This is a genomic window from Acinetobacter sp. SH024 (assembly GCF_000163635.1).
GTDB classification, from domain to species: domain Bacteria; phylum Pseudomonadota; class Gammaproteobacteria; order Pseudomonadales; family Moraxellaceae; genus Acinetobacter; species Acinetobacter pittii.
Genome location: NZ_GG753600.1, coordinates 730,181 through 746,261, shown reverse-complemented (window position 1 = coordinate 746,261; position 16,081 = coordinate 730,181). Strand labels below are relative to the sequence as shown.

Annotated in this window: 19 protein-coding genes and 1 pseudogene; 14 read left to right on the top strand and 6 right to left on the bottom strand. The window is 35.3% G+C overall.

Features of this window, described 5'->3' with window-relative positions; genetic code table 11:
* Positions 1-32: 32 nt before the first annotated feature.
* A pseudogene (locus tag HMPREF0013_RS09390) lies at positions 33-999 on the bottom strand (FecR domain-containing protein).
* A gap of 30 nt (positions 1,000-1,029) precedes the next feature.
* Positions 1,030-1,536, bottom strand: a complete 507-nt coding sequence (locus tag HMPREF0013_RS09385; protein ID WP_002163228.1) for a sigma-70 family RNA polymerase sigma factor — start codon at positions 1,534-1,536, stop codon at positions 1,030-1,032.
* A gap of 363 nt (positions 1,537-1,899) precedes the next feature.
* On the opposite strand from HMPREF0013_RS09385, the gene HMPREF0013_RS09380 reads away from it, so the two are divergent.
* Positions 1,900-3,273, top strand: coding sequence for an EAL domain-containing protein (locus tag HMPREF0013_RS09380; protein ID WP_002163223.1), 1,374 nt, complete (start codon positions 1,900-1,902; stop codon positions 3,271-3,273).
* Positions 3,274-3,351: 78 nt separating this feature from the next.
* Here HMPREF0013_RS09380 and HMPREF0013_RS09375 read toward each other — a convergent pair whose 3' ends face one another.
* Positions 3,352-3,972, bottom strand: a complete 621-nt coding sequence (locus HMPREF0013_RS09375; RefSeq protein WP_005070113.1) for an NUDIX hydrolase — start codon at positions 3,970-3,972, stop codon at positions 3,352-3,354.
* A gap of 136 nt (positions 3,973-4,108) precedes the next feature.
* On the bottom strand, positions 4,109-4,867 hold the full coding sequence (locus HMPREF0013_RS09370; protein ID WP_002163231.1) for an HD domain-containing protein: 759 nt from the start codon (positions 4,865-4,867) through the stop codon (positions 4,109-4,111).
* A gap of 686 nt (positions 4,868-5,553) precedes the next feature.
* Between HMPREF0013_RS09370 and HMPREF0013_RS09365 the strand changes: the two genes are divergently transcribed.
* Positions 5,554-6,108 (top strand): TetR/AcrR family transcriptional regulator, encoded by a 555-nt coding sequence (locus HMPREF0013_RS09365; protein ID WP_002163213.1) that lies wholly within the window; start codon positions 5,554-5,556, stop codon positions 6,106-6,108.
* 87 nt (positions 6,109-6,195) lie between these two features.
* On the opposite strand, the gene HMPREF0013_RS09360 is transcribed toward HMPREF0013_RS09365, so the two are convergent.
* Positions 6,196-6,549, bottom strand: a complete 354-nt coding sequence (locus HMPREF0013_RS09360; RefSeq protein ID WP_002163205.1) for a winged helix-turn-helix transcriptional regulator — start codon at positions 6,547-6,549, stop codon at positions 6,196-6,198.
* 127 nt (positions 6,550-6,676) lie between these two features.
* Between HMPREF0013_RS09360 and HMPREF0013_RS09355 the strand changes: the two genes are divergently transcribed.
* From HMPREF0013_RS09355 to HMPREF0013_RS09315, 9 genes are all read left to right on the top strand, one after another.
* Positions 6,677-7,534 carry an SDR family oxidoreductase gene (locus HMPREF0013_RS09355; RefSeq protein WP_002163218.1) on the top strand — a complete coding sequence of 286 codons (858 nt, stop codon included), beginning with the start codon at positions 6,677-6,679 and terminating at the stop codon, positions 7,532-7,534.
* A 285-nt stretch (positions 7,535-7,819) separates the two neighbouring features.
* Positions 7,820-8,524 carry a hypothetical protein gene (locus tag HMPREF0013_RS09350; protein WP_016803396.1) on the top strand — a complete coding sequence of 235 codons (705 nt, stop codon included), beginning with the start codon at positions 7,820-7,822 and terminating at the stop codon, positions 8,522-8,524.
* A 173-nt stretch (positions 8,525-8,697) separates the two neighbouring features.
* The gene (locus tag HMPREF0013_RS09345; protein WP_002163221.1) at positions 8,698-9,255 is read left to right on the top strand and encodes a hypothetical protein; all 558 of its coding nucleotides are present in this window, start codon (positions 8,698-8,700) and stop codon (positions 9,253-9,255) included.
* A 2-nt stretch (positions 9,256-9,257) separates the two neighbouring features.
* Positions 9,258-9,950 carry a hypothetical protein gene (locus tag HMPREF0013_RS09340; protein WP_005802559.1) on the top strand — a complete coding sequence of 231 codons (693 nt, stop codon included), beginning with the start codon at positions 9,258-9,260 and terminating at the stop codon, positions 9,948-9,950.
* A 165-nt stretch (positions 9,951-10,115) separates the two neighbouring features.
* Positions 10,116-10,433 carry a hypothetical protein gene (locus HMPREF0013_RS09335; RefSeq protein ID WP_005802557.1) on the top strand — a complete coding sequence of 106 codons (318 nt, stop codon included), beginning with the start codon at positions 10,116-10,118 and terminating at the stop codon, positions 10,431-10,433.
* 174 nt (positions 10,434-10,607) lie between these two features.
* A complete protein-coding gene (locus tag HMPREF0013_RS09330) occupies positions 10,608-10,802 on the top strand; it encodes a hypothetical protein (protein ID WP_002163204.1) in 195 nt (64 codons plus the stop codon).
* A gap of 250 nt (positions 10,803-11,052) precedes the next feature.
* Complete coding sequence (locus HMPREF0013_RS09325; protein WP_002163226.1) at positions 11,053-11,511, top strand: hypothetical protein; 459 nt, start codon at positions 11,053-11,055, stop codon at positions 11,509-11,511.
* Between the two features lie 312 nt (positions 11,512-11,823).
* Positions 11,824-12,168: a hypothetical protein gene (locus tag HMPREF0013_RS09320; protein WP_005076764.1), complete on the top strand. Its 345-nt coding sequence runs from the start codon at positions 11,824-11,826 to the stop codon at positions 12,166-12,168.
* A 126-nt stretch (positions 12,169-12,294) separates the two neighbouring features.
* Positions 12,295-13,239 carry a DUF4424 family protein gene (locus HMPREF0013_RS09315; RefSeq protein ID WP_002163232.1) on the top strand — a complete coding sequence of 315 codons (945 nt, stop codon included), beginning with the start codon at positions 12,295-12,297 and terminating at the stop codon, positions 13,237-13,239.
* 128 nt (positions 13,240-13,367) lie between these two features.
* Here HMPREF0013_RS09315 and HMPREF0013_RS09310 read toward each other — a convergent pair whose 3' ends face one another.
* Complete coding sequence (locus HMPREF0013_RS09310; RefSeq protein WP_002163207.1) at positions 13,368-13,970, bottom strand: DoxX family protein; 603 nt, start codon at positions 13,968-13,970, stop codon at positions 13,368-13,370.
* Between the two features lie 163 nt (positions 13,971-14,133).
* On the opposite strand from HMPREF0013_RS09310, the gene HMPREF0013_RS09305 reads away from it, so the two are divergent.
* From HMPREF0013_RS09305 to HMPREF0013_RS09295, 3 genes are all read left to right on the top strand, one after another.
* Positions 14,134-14,442: a hypothetical protein gene (locus tag HMPREF0013_RS09305; RefSeq protein ID WP_002122109.1), complete on the top strand. Its 309-nt coding sequence runs from the start codon at positions 14,134-14,136 to the stop codon at positions 14,440-14,442.
* 69 nt (positions 14,443-14,511) lie between these two features.
* On the top strand, positions 14,512-15,375 hold the full coding sequence (locus HMPREF0013_RS09300) for a DUF692 domain-containing protein (RefSeq protein ID WP_002163211.1): 864 nt from the start codon (positions 14,512-14,514) through the stop codon (positions 15,373-15,375).
* Entirely contained in the window at positions 15,326-16,081 is a 756-nt protein-coding gene (locus tag HMPREF0013_RS09295) for a DNA-binding domain-containing protein (protein WP_002163215.1), read from the top strand. The genes HMPREF0013_RS09300 and HMPREF0013_RS09295 overlap by 50 nt, the downstream gene beginning before the upstream one ends.

Genomic DNA, 16,081 nt, shown 5'->3' with positions numbered 1-16,081 from the left:
TCTCTATAAGTCGAACCAGATCAAAAAAAGGGTCACATTTTTTTATCTTTTTTTAATATTTAACAAATATTGGCTGTAATAGTTCATTTCAAGTTGATGGCTATAGGCTAAAGTTTCTAAGCTTTGCTCAGGATTTTTTAGAGAGAATACGCCCGAAATTTTTATATTTTTCATTTCTGCATCGAGATGGTAAGTACCTTTTTTATAACGAAATAGCTCATCCAGCACTTTTTGAAGTGGCCATTGATCTACAACCAAAAGTTGTTGGGTCCAATAAGGCTGATCGTTATCGAGAGGAAGAGATCTTGAAATATATTTTTCGTCAAAAAAAGCACGCTGGCCTTGTTTTAATATTTGCCGTTTAGGGGAGTTCTCGGGTTCAATTGCTACAGCATGTTTATAGACTTTGACTTTTGTTTGTTCGCTATTTTCTTGGCGAACCGTAAATTGAGTCCCTAAGGCTTCTACGGAACCATTCTTGGTTTCGACAATAAATGGTCGATGTTGAGCATCCTTTGCTGTTTCAACATAAATTTCCCCATCAATCAGCTTTATCTGACGTTTCTCTTGCGTGAAATTTACATCGACATAGCAATCACTTGCCATAATCAGTTGAGAACCATCCTTTAACGATACTTTTCTAATTTCACCCACTTTGGTGTGGTAGTCCGACTGCCATTTTTCCCAAGGTATGAAATAGGCAGACAAACCAACGATCATTAAACCTGAAAGACTTAACAGCATATTGCGTTTTGCAGCAAGATTAAATTTTTGATTAGACTGAACTAAAGCTTCGGAAGGGAAGTTACCTGCAAGGTTTGATAAACCATGGCTGAATTTTTCCATTTGCTGGAGTGCTAGCTGGTGTTCTTGTTTTTCGGTTTTCCACTGCTCAAATTGTTGTTGCTGTAACGCGGTCATTTCACCCGAATGTAAGATTACCAACCAGTCTGCGGCCGCATCTAAAACATGAGGAGGGATTTTAGTAATATCAGACATAAGGTAACAAATTAAGCGCAGCTAACAGGGTTAATTATAAAGGTCTATACAAGCTAAAAAAGCTTGTTTCATATCTCTTTTCACAGTGGCTTCAGAAATATTCATTTTTTCACTAATTTCTCGATAAGTCATGCCATCTAGTTGAGACATTAAAAAGACCTGAGCTGTGCGGGTAGGCAGTTTTTCTAATATTAAATGAACCTGATATAAGGTTTCTTGAATATAGACTTCATGTTCAGCAGAGGGATAATATTCTTCTGGAAGTTGCTTTAGGGCATCTAGGTAGATGTTTTCAATATGCTGACGGCGCCAATAGTCAATCATGACATGCTTGGCGATCCCCATAAGCCATGCTTGTGGCTCCTTAATTTTTTGAAAACAATATTGGCTTTTTAAAGCACGATAAAACACTTCCTGGCTTAGGTCTTCAGACTGATGATGGTGCTGAAGTTTGTGTTTAAACCATGATAAAAGCATAGTTTGTTGAGAACGATAAATTTGGCTAAACCATACCTGTTTCTCTACATTAAGGTTCATAGCGGCGAAGTCCACAAATTGGCACTGAGTAGCGCAATTAAAAACACATTTAAATTATTCTTAAATAGTAATGATAATTATTATTAATATCAATAAATAGAGTTCTATATTCTAAAAATTCTTATGCTCTAATTTTTCGCTACTTAGGGCCTGTACCTTAGTCTCAGACGCATGTATCGTTAGAGGATAATACTTTAAAATAATAAGGTGACTGAAAAGCAAAATTATTCAATTAAGCAACCGGACTGTGCCACCACAATTAAAACAACACCCACCTCAAGATGAGGCATATAAAAATAAATAAAACATTAGGTTTTATTGGTGAAAATTGACAGGGTATATCACTGTTCAAGCTTGGGGTTTATGAAGAAATATTTTACGGTTGATTTATTTATGATAGCTTCGTCTTACTTTAAAAAACGCAAAAAAAACTACCGTACCGTAAAGGATCAGCAGCTTACAATCGCAGCAAAAGCAAATATCTTTATTTGTATTATTTTTTGTTTGTTTTGGACCGTATATTTCATATTTGCAAAAATGTGGCTGATTGTGGGTATGGATATCTTTTTTACACTGATCTCCATCTTTAGCCTTTTTCTCATTTATATAAACCGCATTTCAGCGGGTATTCTTTTATCTCAAGTCGTTCTGCTTGTTTTTCCAGTCATTTTTTGCTTATTTTTTGATGTTGCTACAAGTGACCGTCCGCAAGTGGCTCAATTGTTTTTACCCGCTGGGGCGATATTGGGATATTTAAATTACCGTAGAAATCCAAGCTTTTTACAAGCTGCTTTAATTCTTTTGTCGATCGGATGCTTTATATTTTTTAGTGGCAGCTCTTTTAATCTTGAGAGCGCCATACCTTTACCAGAAGATATTCGTGATCATGGGGGATGGATTGCAACTTGTGTCGCTACGCTTATGATCTGTATTTCAATTTACACCATGCAATTAGAGATACAAACCGAAAGCACTATGATGCAAGACTTACGCTTAGCGCTTGTTAAAGAACAGTTTGAGCTTTTTTATCAACCGCAAATTAATGCTTCTGAAACGCGAATTGGCGCGGAAGCTTTATTAAGATGGCATCATCCTGTTTTAGGATATATTCCCACAAAAGATTTTATTCCAGCAGCCGAAACTTTTGGGTTAATGCCAGAGATTGGGGAATGGGTATTGGCTCAAGCCTGTAAAGTTTTACAAGATTGGAGTAAAAAAGCCGAGACTAAAGATCTTACACTTTCAATCAATATTAGTCCTGATCACTTCATGCAACCAAACTTTGAACAAACTGTGATTGGGCTGATTCAGAAATATGAGGTCAATCCATCTCGGCTCACACTAGAAATTACTGAAAATATTGGTTTAACGAATTGTGTAAGCATGATCGAAAAAATGAACTTTTTATCTAAACAAGGAGTTCAGCTTTCTCTTGATGATTTTGGTACTGGTTATTCATCTTTAAGCTATTTACAAAAAATGCCCATCAGCCAAATCAAAATTGATCGTAGCTTTGTACAGTCGGCATTGGATGATAAACGCAGTAATAAACTCGTCACTGGCATTATTAAAATTGGTCTGGATTTGAACCTTCGCGTGTTAGTTGAAGGCATCGAAACGACTGAACAATTTAGTGTTTTTAAAAATAATGGATGTACTGAGTTTCAAGGATATTTGTGGGGCTGTCCGATGCCGTTAAATGACTTCGTAAAACAGATAGCCCATTTCAAAAAATAGGCAAAAGGATAATTAAAAATCTTCATTTAACAGCAGAACTCTAAATATAAGAGATCTGCCTTACATTGATTTTTTTAACTAATCAAACTTAGTAGTTTCTGGTACTGACTCTAAATAATCAAAAAATTGCTGTATTTGTTCTTCTGTTACCCGTGCTGTAGAAATAGGCGGTAACTCATCTCTACCAAAGAATCCAACTTCGGGTGTTTCAATACTTGGTGTTAGTTCACCATCAATAATTTCACACCAGAAGAAAGCCTTATACACATGTAAAAACATTGGAGGATGTGGGTGCTTAGTTCTATCTGTTAAAGCCAATAACTTAATCGCCTTAACTCGTAGACCTGTCTCTTCTATAACTTCTTTTTCAGCATTTTCCGATGCTGAGTAACCTACGTCAGCCCATCCACCCGGAACAGACCATTTCCCGTCTCCAATTTCTTTTGCTAATAATAATTTATTTTCTTTAAAAACAACTGCTCTAACATCTAGTTTCGGAGTCGCATAACCTACATCTTGGAGCACGTTATTAATAAAATTTTCTGTTTTGATTTCTTTTAATTCTAATAAATACTCAATATGTCCTAAGAGTTGTTCATAACGTTCTTTGTCATAAACATCTTTTGAATAATGTAAACCTGTTTGAGCAATACCAGTAATTTTATTTAAAGTTTCTAACCACTTCACTGAGTCATTCATTGCAACAGAGGCCTTCATGCTTATATCTTTCAGCTATAGTAAGACATAGTCAGCCGAAGCACTATTAAACAGTTGTTAACTGAAATTTCAAGCTGAGTCTTAATAGGTTTTGTACGATTAATAGCTCTAATTAAATTCACTCTTTAAATAAATTTGACTTAATTATGAGCGGCAAACCAAGACTACTTAATAAACTAGTTCGAGAATTTGGTACATTCTTACTTTCTAAATTAACAAGCTCAATAAATTCTTTATTAAATTGTTTTCTAGGATATTTTTCTAAAATTTTATTTCTAAAAGAGACGGGGAGTCTATATAGACCGTCACTAATCACATCACAGGATGCACCTTGCTGTAATAGTGTAATTTCTGCTGGGTCAGAGTGATCTATATAGCCGTTCATATGTAAGCAGATAGCATCTTTAATAACTCCACTTTTATTCTCATCAAAGCTATGTTCTTTAGCCTTTAGCTCAAATTGTTTAGCACTCTCATAGGTAAAGCAGTTACAACCTTTACTATGAATATGTTGTTCAGTTAAGCCAATATCATGAAAAAGTGAGGCTATTAAAAGTGACTCATGATCAAATTGCTGCTTTTGTATATTGCCTAGGGCAGCCCCCCAGAAATAGGTGCGCCATGAATGATTATAGATAGATATATCTGCTTTAGCCTCTAGTTCATCAAGCGCGACTTTAACCATTTGAGTATCTGGTATCACGATCTGATCGATATCAAAATCGCTAGAAGTTTTGAACCGAAAGTAATTTATTTTTATAGAGGCCATAACACTTGGCAGCATAATTTTTTGCATTAACTTAACTTTCTCTTTGAAGCTGAGCTGACCATTTGTAGCTTGCATCCAGTGATATGAACCAATTCTTTTAGTTTTCATTATTAGCTCTCATTTTAGAGTAATTACTCTAAAATATTATCATAGATAATTTTTTGCAAGTCGTATCTTTTAAGACCTCGTTAGAACTTTGATTGATAACCATTTTATAAACCCCAATTTAACAATAAATTTTAATTATTTATCCTTACTTTTTAATGATCTATTTTAAAGCAAATGTCATTTTGTGTGCTTGACTGAAAGAGGTCTGAATATTATTCTTCGCCTGCTGGCCACATTGCCAGTCGGTCGTCGCGGACCGCTTTTTTCGACCACATCAGGATTATTTCTTCTGAGGAATAGTCTTGTGTGCATCTCGTTCCCTCCCGTAGCGGTAGGACGGGAGAGGGACACCCTCGGGTGTGCTGGAGTCGAAACCAGTCCGCGAACCCTCTTCCGTTCTGCCACCATAATTCTAATGTCTGGCAGAACTCCCAATAAAAAGGAGTTGGCTTTGCACATCCATTATTTCTTGGCAGCCTTTGCCAAAAGCTATAACGACACAACTTAAACGTTTAAAGCAGTTTGATCGCCGTAAGGTTTTCAGGCTTTAAATTATTTCGTCTTAAAACTTAATCAACAATAAAACTTGAGATGTGCCAAGCACAGTCTTACGGGCTTTGCTGTGCTTTTTTTCTCCCCAAAAAGTATCTCATTTAGAAACAACAATAATTTTTAGTGGTAAAAATATGCCAAATTTAGTTCTCTCAACACGTGCTATTCAAGTCATCAATAAGTCGATTGATTTATTTCACCATCACGGATTCCATACGGTTGGAGTCGACCGAATTGTCAAAGAGTGTGAAGTGACCAAAGCAACTTTTTATAACTTTTTTCATTCGAAAGAACGATTTATTGAAATCTGTCTAATTGTGCAAAAAGAACGTTTAAAAGAAAAAGTAGTTTCAATTGTTGGGTACGACCAGAACACAAGCGTGAAAGATAAACTCAAGAAACTTTATTACTTACATACCGATGTAGAGGGGATGTACTACCTTTTATTTAAAGCCATTTTTGAAACGAAACTGACCTATCCAAAAGCCTATATCACCGCGGTGAGATATCGCACATGGCTACTTAATGAAATCTATAGCCAGCTTATAAAATTAAAAACCGATGCGACTTTTCAGGATGCCAAGCTATTTTTATATATGATTGAGGGTGCAATTATTCAGTTTATAAGCTCGGATGTGGCAATCGAGCGGGAAAGAGTGCTTGAGTGTTTTTTGCTGGGGTTTGGGTAAAGGAATACGTAATCTAAGTTTGTTGATCAAAGTTTGATGAAGATATATCAATCGTGAAGCAAATTTAAATATACAAAGATTTGCTTATTAAACTAAGTCTGAACGAGGCTGCTGTTCTAATAACTGAGATATATTATTTTCAAGCCAATCAGTTAAATCAAAAAGGCGTTCGGAAGCTTCTCGACCAAAGTCCGTTAATTGATAATCTACTCGAGGGGGCACTTCGGCATAATCCTGACGATAAATAAAACCATCTTGCTCAAGTGACTTTAAGGTTTGTGCCAGCATTTTTTCACTAATGCCATCAATTATTTTTTTTAATTCATTAAAGCGTAAACGTTGATCACGTAGTGCAACTAAAATTAAAACACTCCAACGGCTTGTTAGTGTCAATAAAATTTTTCTGGATGGACAATCTGCTGCAAAAACCTGACCTTTCATTGCTCATTACCTGCATTACAAAAGTTTACATTTAATGCTGAACTTACTTTTAGGTAAGTACTTACTTTTAGTAAGTGAAGATACTACGATGATTGAAATATTTCAACTACATCAGATGGAGATCATCATGCGTATTGCAGTTACTGGTGCAACAGGTCAACTTGGTCAATTCGTTATTTCTCAATTACTTGAACGGACCGAAGCAAAAAATATTGTGGCATTAGTCCGTAATCCAGAAAAAGCTATGGATTTAAGCTCAAAAGGGGTAGAAGTTCGTCCTTTTGATTATGTTAATGATGTAGAAAAACTTTCAGAGCAACTACAAGGTATTGATAAGCTTTTATTAATTTCATCAAATGAAATTGGTCAACGTACGGTACAACACCAAAATATTATTAATGCAGCAAAACTCGCACATGTAAAATTTATCGCTTACACAAGTTTATTAAAAGCAGATGTAACACCACTTTTACTTGCACAAGAACATGTTGAAACTGAACAATATTTAAAAGCATCAAATATTCCCTACACGTTATTACGTAATAACTGGTACAACGAAAATTATGCAATGGGTCTTAAACAAGCGGTAGAGCATGGCAAAATTTTTGGAGCAACTCATCACGGTAAAGTTTCTTCTGCTTCACGTCTAGATTATGCAACTGCGGCCGCTGTGGTATTAACGCAAGATGGGCATGAAAATAAGATTTATGAGCTGGCAGGTGATACAAGTTACACGCTTGATGATGTAGCAAAATGGACAAGTGAAATCACTAAAAAAGATATAACTTATCAAGATTTACCCGAAGAAGAATATAAAGCATTCCTAGTACAAGTTGGTGTACCAGAAGGGTTTGCTCATATATTGGCAGATTCGGATGAAGGCGTGTCTAAAGACGGTTTATATAGTGATAGCAAAGATCTGCATCAGCTCATTGGCCGCGCAACGACAAGTATGCAAGAAACTGTGAAAGAGTTTTTAAAATAAGCTGTTATTCTATCGCTTAGACTGACACGAAATTTTAACTTGATATTTAACAACGGTAATTTTAGAATCCGCCCAACTAATTTTTAGGAGCTTCAATGTGAGTACTTGCTCGAGTGACAGTAGTCGATCGGTAATAGTCTAAGTATCCACTGAAGTCCTGATAGGCCTCTTTTTGTGGATGCAAGAAGAGGTTTTTTATTTACATCTTTTCATTTCTATTATTAACCCATGATTTATTCATGACGGGTTGCAGTACTTGCATGTGCTCCATGACTTATGGGAGTGATGCCAGTGTTATTTACTTTAAAGAAACGCTCACTTATTTCTGGTTTCTGTTTATTCGCATTATCTAGCGCGAGCCATAGTGGACGACCTATGGTTGTTGACGATGCTGCTCTGGTTTCTCCAAAAACTTGTCAGCTAGAAACATGGGCACAGCATAACTCTGACAGCAAAGAATATTGGGCGACACCAGCCTGTAATTTTGGTGGTAATTTTGAATTTGCTGTAGGGCTGGGGAGAGTAAATGATGATACTGAGCATGTCAGTTATGCAACTCTACAAGGCAAGACCTTATTAAAACCTTTAGAAACGAATGATTGGGGAATCGGCTTTTCTTTTGGCACTCAAATCAATACTAAGGATTCTTCGAACAAAGATTGGACGATTAATGTTCCCTTAAGTGTTTCTACATTAGATGATAAATTTTTAATCCATGCCAATCTTGGTTGGTTACGTGAAAATACCACACATAAAAATCAAACCACATGGGGAATTGGAACCGAAACACAACTTACCCATCCATTAACATTCACTGCCGAAGTATATGGCAATGATCGAAATGATGCCTTTTACCAAACAGGTGTTCGATACATGGTCTATAAAGGCTTGGTTCAAATAAACGCAAGTTATGGCGACCAAATTTCTCATCACGATAATACTTTTTTCTCTGTCGGGTTTGTATTTTTAACAAAACCGTTTTTACCTTAATAACTTAGAAATATCTCAAAGTTCCCTTCAGAAAGTGCTCTTTTAAACATAAAAAAGCACAGTAAAAATAAGTATATATTTCATATAAGGAAACCTTCTCTCTTCTTTTGATTTCATCTAAAACATAGAGTAAAGTTCGTTCACAAGATATTAAATAAAATGAATGGCTTGTTATGAATATTATAAAAGGTACTAATTTTTGGAGATTACTTTCTATTATATTAGGTTTTATTATTTTTCTAGGATTGTATTATTTTTTTATTGTATATCCTAAGGATACAGAGCAAGCTAGAATAAGATTTTCAGAAGAAGTCATGGCTTCTTTTTTTTGGATGGACTTATCTGATGAAGTGGAAATAAACAGTATTATTTTAAAAGAAGGGCTAGAGTTAAACCCTATTAATGATGAGATATATATTAACGATTTGAATGGTTTAAGCTCATTTTATGTTTGGAATGGTGAACATAAAGAAATGAAAGATGTCTTAAATAAATATTCTGAGTATTCATATTTTGGTAATAAGGGCATTCGAGGATTATGTTTAAAGCTTATGTTTGTACAACAATATAATCAAAAAATTCAGCAGAAAAATTATTCTTCATCAAGGCTATTGGCATCAAAAAAAATTAATAAACGTAATCTGGAAACTATCTCTCCATGGTTAAATGATATGAAGGCTTTTGATGAGTTTTATAAAGCTAAACACATGATTCCAAATTGTAAAATATAGATATGGCTTCTAAAAATTTTCTTTCTACGATTGCAGGGAAAAGTAAAGAAAATAGAGGAAATATAGCCTTATGCTCTATTCTTTTTATTATTCCTTTATTTGTATTTCCTGCTTATCCTAAAAACGAATGGCAGTACGAGCTATATCAATACATCACACAAACTATGCATGTGACTATTGGTACAAAAGGCCCACTACCGTTTTTTACGATTCTTTATAGCATTTATATAACCATAGTCATGTTCTTTTTAGGCTGTGCAGTATGCTATTTTTTTATTAAAGAACACGGGATTAATAAAGCTTATCAAGAAGAAATTTATAAATTCTTTTTTAAAGCCGAGTTTGAATCTTCAAAAAAATACCCTTGGTTAGAAAAGCCTCTAGTTAAAAAGACATTGGTCTCAAGTTTATTTGCCCTATGTTTTATCATGGGAATACTTCACTTTATTGAGGATGATATTACTCAGCAAAGGCCTAGACGTAGAGGTGGACTCATATCATTTTGTTATAACTATAGAGTCGGGGTTATGTTTTGGGAAATCATAAGTACTGCCTTTAGTATTTTTCCTATTTTTTATTTTGGCTTGTTATTTTTATATATTATTAATTATTTTTTTCGCGGGTTAGGTACAGGTAAGGTGGCAATTCCTTTAGAAGTGCCAAGCAAAAAACGAAAGAGAATTAGGAAGGTCTGATATTTTCCTTTTGAACTGATTAAACGCATTTCACTAAATCTATCAATAAATGTGACAGAATCTAATTTCTTATAACCTATAAAGGCGACTATCCTAATTGGGCTTGAGCACAATCTTTTGAAGTGCTCCTTTTTAGTTTAGTTAGATTTTTTAGGTATTTAAAAAATGAATAAAATGCACGTAACTTTAGCGGTGATTATTGGCTTAATTATTGGTGGTGTAATCGGTGCTCTAGGTTACTCTAAAACTGCTGCACGTTATGACGCAATGACCACAGCATGTGTCATGGTAAATCAAGCAGTTGAACATGGCATCTTGCAACCAGAACAAGTCAAAGAGCTTGGAGAGTTAACTGGCCAAACCCTTAAAAAAGATTACGAGTCAGTTGCCTCTAAATTTAAATTCTCTGAAAAACAATTAGGCAATGCATCTGAAGGCTCTAATTGTAGTCAGTTTATTGTTGGGGTAAATGCCGCACAATAACCATTAAGAAGCCCACAGTGAGTGGGCTTTTTTATAATGTTTAGTTAGGGCAGCTACAATATTAACTGAACATATCATGTATAGACTGCTATAATAATAACCAATTCAAAACCTGAAATATAAGCTTGCCTAAAGGCAGGCTTTTTGTATGTGTAAACAAGTCTGCTAGGAAATATGAAACGCTACTTAAAACAAACTGAATCGACAACGTCTAATTGGACAACAGAGCAAGACTGTTTCTTGATTGAAAATAATTCTCTCTCAATTTACGAGCTCATCGAGCATTTACCTTTTTCTGAAGAAGAAATACGAGTGCGTCGAGCTGTTTTAGGGTTGGTAAGACGAGATAAGCAAATGAAAACATATTAATTTTACCAAATGGTCAAAATAATATGAAAGTAAATATTTCTGACGATCTCTATTCAACCATGCTTTTTTGCGGATAAGTTATCAAAACCATAATTTTTTTAGGTGTTTTTATGAAGTGTTTTACATAAAGCGCAAACTACTTACAAACCACTCTAATAAGGATACCTTTAATTACACTACTTTAAGCATAATCAAAGACAGAAAACATTCATAGATCAGAACTTTATAACAATAGTATGGAGAGAGGTTAATGCCAAAGTATCTAGCTGTAGCCGAAAAGGTTTATAAAAATATTAAAAAAGATAGCTTATTCACTGATGACATTACTCAGAACCTTAACTGTTTAATTAGTCAGATTCGAAAAGCCATCAAAGGAACAGAGTTTAAGCTCAAGTTCAACTATATCGACTTTGAAGAAAACCTAACGAAACCGTTAAGTGAATGCAAAGTTCAAATTGATCTGAGTGTTATGCCGAAGTTCGCAAATGAAGGTGAATATCTTCTCTGGTTAGCTGGTTTTATCGAGCGAATCACAGAAGGTGGAAAACCGAAACTACCGCCAATTTCGCACTTTTTACCCCCAGGTTTTAAGATGTCGAAAGAGGCATTTCCTATGACTGTCACTCCTCCAAAAGAAGAGCATGCAGACATGATTATCAATTATTTTAAATCTGAGGATTTTATTAAAATCAATAAAACTCCTTCATAAAAGAATATAGAAGTAAACGTCCACCTTACTTCTATATACCTGCTGGTTTTAACTCAGCGACCGCCTTCTGGGGCGGTTTTTTTTATCTAAAAATAAATGAAGGCTGAGTTATTTTGATAACCAAAGTTTAATATTCGGAAAATCTTAAATGTATGCAAATGTGAAAATATAAAATGTTTTTTATAAATATCAAAATCTTAAATTAATCTTTTGGTAAATGAAAATATACGTTTTTCACATAACCCACGTGCCAAGTAACGCAATTAAACATTTAGCTGTTCATAATTTTAAAAAAAAGAGAGTATGAATGAGATGAATGAAAACGCAGAGCTTATAAAATATATAGACGTTGCTGAAAACGTCTATGAACGTGTCTATGAGAACAATCAAATTTCAAATGATTTAATCGTTAACCTTAACCGAATTATGGCTGAAATAAAAAAACAGGCCGCAGAAAAAAATCTGAGATTAAAATATAACTCGATCGACTTTGAATATTGCTTGAGTTTGCCTATAGCAGATCGGGATATAAAAATTGACCTAAGTTTGATCCCTCACTTTGAACATCGTGATGAATGCATTTTATGGTTAACCAACTTTATTGGAAAAATTAGTGTGCCTAAAAAGATGATGAAACAAAAACTAAGCTTTAATTAACTTTTTATAAATTTTAAAGAGATAGATGAGTCACCACTAAAAAATCAACAACGTCTATACTTAAACAGTTATGCTTTATTGCAGATGGATATTTCATAATTAGAAAATGACATAGAGCACTTTAAAATGAAAAAGCTTGCAATAACCTTTGCTGTTTTGGTTCAACTCTCAACCTATGGTCTAGCCAATGATTCTACGGGTTACGTGGGGACGGGTGGGATTCAATATCTCAAAAATTCGCAAATTGCCATGCAAAGTGAAGATCTATTTATTAGTAAAAAGATTATTAAGGTCGACTACCTCTATAAAAACTTAAGCAATAAAGATGTAACGGAAACGATGTTATTTCCCTTACCACGCATTGATAATTTTTTTGAGGCTGATTTTGCTCACACCGAACAGCTTTTAAAAAGTTTTAAAATTGTGGTGGATGGTAAAAATATAAAGCCAGAGATGCATGTCAGAACTTTTATTCAAAAAGATGAAAAATCTCCCCTGATTGATGCTACGGATGAGTTTAAGCAATGCGGTTTTAGTGAAAAAGACATGCTAAATCCGTGGACTCGTACTAACTATGATTATGAATATTATGTAGATAAGCTAAAACAATGTAATAAGCCGCAAATACAGAAAATTTTAGCCAAATTTAAAAAAGATGATGTGATTCCGTGGTCATCTCAAGTGATATATAGTTGGAAGCAGACCTTTAAAGCAAATGGTTTGACTAAAATTCATCATGAATATAAACCTTTGGTCGGTGGCTCTGTAGCTCTCTATCCAGATGAATATAACCAGCAATTTTGTATGGATAAACAATTTAAGCAGGGCTTAAAAAAAGCCAGTGCAGAAAATTCGCCGTTTAGTGCTTTGGGTTATATTTTGACGACGGGCGCAAATTGGGCAAAACCAATTGAAAACTTTAAGTTAACCATTGAGCGCGATAAGGATGAGCTGGTTTCATTTTGTTGGGATGGGCCAGTTAAAAAAATTAGTCCAACTCAATTTCAAATGACCAAGACTAAGTTTGTACCTAAAAAAGACCTAGATATTATTTTTGTGAGAGTTAGATAACTTCATACAGGCTTCTGGTTTGACCAAATTGGCTCAATATTGATTGTGTGTCATGAACCAGACATGGCACACAATAAGAAAAAGATGCCCTATGTTGCTGTCAGTAGGATTCTTGGCGTAATGAGTAATTAGAGCAGCTTCTTTTTAATCCAATAATCTAAACTGAAATAACGACCGCCTCCAAGAACAAGCAGTGCGAGAAGCATGACTAAATACGTAACGGCAAACTCAATTCCATTATTTAAAATTACAAACGAACCACTGGAAGTGAGCCAATCATAATTGCCGTAGATTTGTAATATTTCGCGAGCCTTCTCTAACTTTTCAGCCGAGGCCAAGACCTGCATGTTTGCAAAGGGTGCATTCGGATCAGCAATCGCTTGCCATCCATTTGGTATATGGACAGTAAATATGGCAACCAACATGGTAATCATGAGCGGGATGCTAATTAAGCGAGTAAAGAGGCCAAATGTTAATAGTATTGCACCTGCTAGCTCAGCCGTTGTTGCAAGTAATGCCATTAAATACGGAAAAGGAAGTCCTAAACCTCCATCTGAGTTGCCAAACCATTCTACAATGTCGTTAAAGTGCATTAATTTATTTGTGCCAGCCATCCAAAATATAGGAACTAAATATAATCGAAGAGCCAGAGCTGCGATGCCGTCCGCATGTTGTAGAGTTTTACCCAGTTTTTGATAATATTGAGATAAGCCATAAATAAAATTCTTCATGATAATTTCACATCCGATGCGATTGAATATTAATTAGTCGGATAAAAACTGTATTTCTTACATAAAAAAAATTTTATTTACGGTGTAATAAAAAAGGATTTGGTCCGTCTAACTATACGTACAAATGTACAAACCGAGAATTTATCTTTAAAGGAATACTAACATGAATAAGCTCAATTCAATGACTTCAGTGGCGGCATTATTAGCACTATCAGTTGCTGGCGCTACACAAGTGGCGGTAGCAGCAACCCATACAACAACCGAAGCACATGCAACCAAAGCAGCAGATGGAAAATGCGGTGAAGCAAAATGCGGTGCTAACAAAATGAAAAACCATGAAAAGTCTGCCGAAGCAAAATGTGGTGCAGATAAAAAAGCAGCAGATGGAAAATGTGGAGCAACTAAAAAAGCAGCAGACGGCAAGTGCGGTGCAGATAAAAAAGTCGCTGACGGTAAGTGCGGCGCTAAGTAAACAATCTGATCATGGATGATGTCGGCCTTCTGGTAAGTGTCGGCATCGTTTCCAAAAGGAGAAATCACCATGATGGATTTGTCAGGCGTAGGACTTGGTTTAAGGCGTGATTTTATAGACTCGTTTTTAGATGCAAAAACATGTCCAGATTTTATTGAAGTTGCTCCTGAAAACTGGCTAGGTTTTGGTGGACGACACGCGAAATTACTCGCACAGTGTGTTGAAAAAGCTCCATTAATTTGTCACGGCTTGTCATTGTCTATTGGCGGTCCTCATCCACTGAATCTTGAATTTATCGAAAAAATAAAAAACTTTTTAGAACAATATGATGTCTCGATTTATTCTGAACATTTAAGTTATACAAATGATGGCGGCTATTTATATGATTTGTTGCCCATTCCTATGACTGAACCGGCTGTTCAATATGTCGCTGAACGTATTTTACGTGTTCAAGATATTTTAGGAAGACGATTAGTCATAGAGAATGTTTCTACTTATTTAATGCCCAATGCTGAAATGAGTGAAGCGGAGTTTATCCGTGAGGTTCTTCAATATGCAGACTGTGATTTGCTTCTGGATGTCAATAATGTCTATGTCAACAGCATTAACCATGGCAGTGATGCATTTGGATTTATTCGGGACATGCCAAAAGAAAGAATCCGTTATATACATATTGCTGGACATGAGCAAGTTCAGAAAAATTTATTAATTGATACGCATGGTGCAGAGGTTTGTGATCGCGTATGGGAACTATTGAGATATACCTATCAAGTGTGTGGTGTGAAAGCAACTTTACTTGAGCGCGACTTTAATATTCCATCATGGCGAGAGCTAGAAGAGGAGCTAGCCAAAATTAAAATAATTCAACAACAGGAGAGTGGCTATGAAGGAAAATCAAATATCCTTTCAGACCATGCAACAACAGTTTTGTGACTGGATTAGAGATCCTGATTTGGAATTACCTCAAGCTCTTCCTGCCGGACGAATGCATATTTATCGAGACTTACTTTTTAATAATGTCTGTTCATTTATTGATTTAGTTTATCCCGTGGCTCGTGCGATGTTGCCAGAGTTAAAGTGGCAACAATTACTCTCGGAGTTTTTTCAAAAAACCCAGTGTCGCTCGCCTTTGTATAATGATATTTCTCTTGAGTTTAGAGAGTATTTGACAGATCAGCAGCACCCGATATTGCAAGAATACCCTTGGTTGGCTGAGTTGTTGCAGTTTGAATGGCTTGAGTTGTATTTAGACACTGTTGAAGTTGAAAAAATAGTTTTGCAGGAAAACTGTGATTGGCAGTTAACCACAAAGGTATGGGTATTGGTTTATCAATATCCCGTTTATACATGGACAATTTTAATGACTCCAGAACAGGCTGAGCCTATGCCTGGAGCAATTATGGTTTGGCGAGATGAACAAGACAAAGTGTGTATTGAACAGCTTTCGCCTTTGTTTGCTATGGTGATTGAACAGTTGACTCAAAATGTAAAGTTAACTGACCAAGATATTCATACACTGATTCAATCTGTACTCACTGATTTATCTGAACATGATATTTATCTGCAGATTCAAGAACTAAAAGCACTGTTAACTCGAATGCGATTGATTCAAACTCCCCATGATTTTAAAGAGGTATAA

Bases quoted from the DNA above. Each gene is read 5' to 3' on its own strand.
- HMPREF0013_RS09320 (WP_005076764.1), top strand. From the start codon at position 11,824: ATGAATGAAAACGCAGAGCTTATAAAATATATAGACGTTGCTGAAAAC.
- HMPREF0013_RS09300 (WP_002163211.1), top strand. From the start codon at position 14,512: ATGATGGATTTGTCAGGCGTAGGACTTGGTTTAAGGCGTGATTTTATA.
- HMPREF0013_RS09335 (WP_005802557.1), top strand. From the start codon at position 10,116: ATGAATAAAATGCACGTAACTTTAGCGGTGATTATTGGCTTAATTATT.
- HMPREF0013_RS09360 (WP_002163205.1), bottom strand. From the start codon at position 6,549: ATGAAAGGTCAGGTTTTTGCAGCAGATTGTCCATCCAGAAAAATTTTA.
- HMPREF0013_RS09375 (WP_005070113.1), bottom strand. From the start codon at position 3,972: ATGAATGACTCAGTGAAGTGGTTAGAAACTTTAAATAAAATTACTGGT.
- HMPREF0013_RS09370 (WP_002163231.1), bottom strand. From the start codon at position 4,867: ATGAAAACTAAAAGAATTGGTTCATATCACTGGATGCAAGCTACAAAT.
- HMPREF0013_RS09365 (WP_002163213.1), top strand. From the start codon at position 5,554: ATGCCAAATTTAGTTCTCTCAACACGTGCTATTCAAGTCATCAATAAG.
- HMPREF0013_RS09315 (WP_002163232.1), top strand. From the start codon at position 12,295: ATGAAAAAGCTTGCAATAACCTTTGCTGTTTTGGTTCAACTCTCAACC.
- HMPREF0013_RS09340 (WP_005802559.1), top strand. From the start codon at position 9,258: ATGGCTTCTAAAAATTTTCTTTCTACGATTGCAGGGAAAAGTAAAGAA.
- HMPREF0013_RS09385 (WP_002163228.1), bottom strand. From the start codon at position 1,536: ATGAACCTTAATGTAGAGAAACAGGTATGGTTTAGCCAAATTTATCGT.
- HMPREF0013_RS09355 (WP_002163218.1), top strand. From the start codon at position 6,677: ATGCGTATTGCAGTTACTGGTGCAACAGGTCAACTTGGTCAATTCGTT.
- HMPREF0013_RS09305 (WP_002122109.1), top strand. From the start codon at position 14,134: ATGAATAAGCTCAATTCAATGACTTCAGTGGCGGCATTATTAGCACTA.
- HMPREF0013_RS09380 (WP_002163223.1), top strand. From the start codon at position 1,900: ATGAAGAAATATTTTACGGTTGATTTATTTATGATAGCTTCGTCTTAC.
- HMPREF0013_RS09325 (WP_002163226.1), top strand. From the start codon at position 11,053: ATGCCAAAGTATCTAGCTGTAGCCGAAAAGGTTTATAAAAATATTAAA.
- HMPREF0013_RS09350 (WP_016803396.1), top strand. From the start codon at position 7,820: ATGCCAGTGTTATTTACTTTAAAGAAACGCTCACTTATTTCTGGTTTC.
- HMPREF0013_RS09295 (WP_002163215.1), top strand. From the start codon at position 15,326: ATGAAGGAAAATCAAATATCCTTTCAGACCATGCAACAACAGTTTTGT.
- HMPREF0013_RS09330 (WP_002163204.1), top strand. From the start codon at position 10,608: ATGAAACGCTACTTAAAACAAACTGAATCGACAACGTCTAATTGGACA.
- HMPREF0013_RS09310 (WP_002163207.1), bottom strand. From the start codon at position 13,970: ATGAAGAATTTTATTTATGGCTTATCTCAATATTATCAAAAACTGGGT.
- HMPREF0013_RS09345 (WP_002163221.1), top strand. From the start codon at position 8,698: ATGAATATTATAAAAGGTACTAATTTTTGGAGATTACTTTCTATTATA.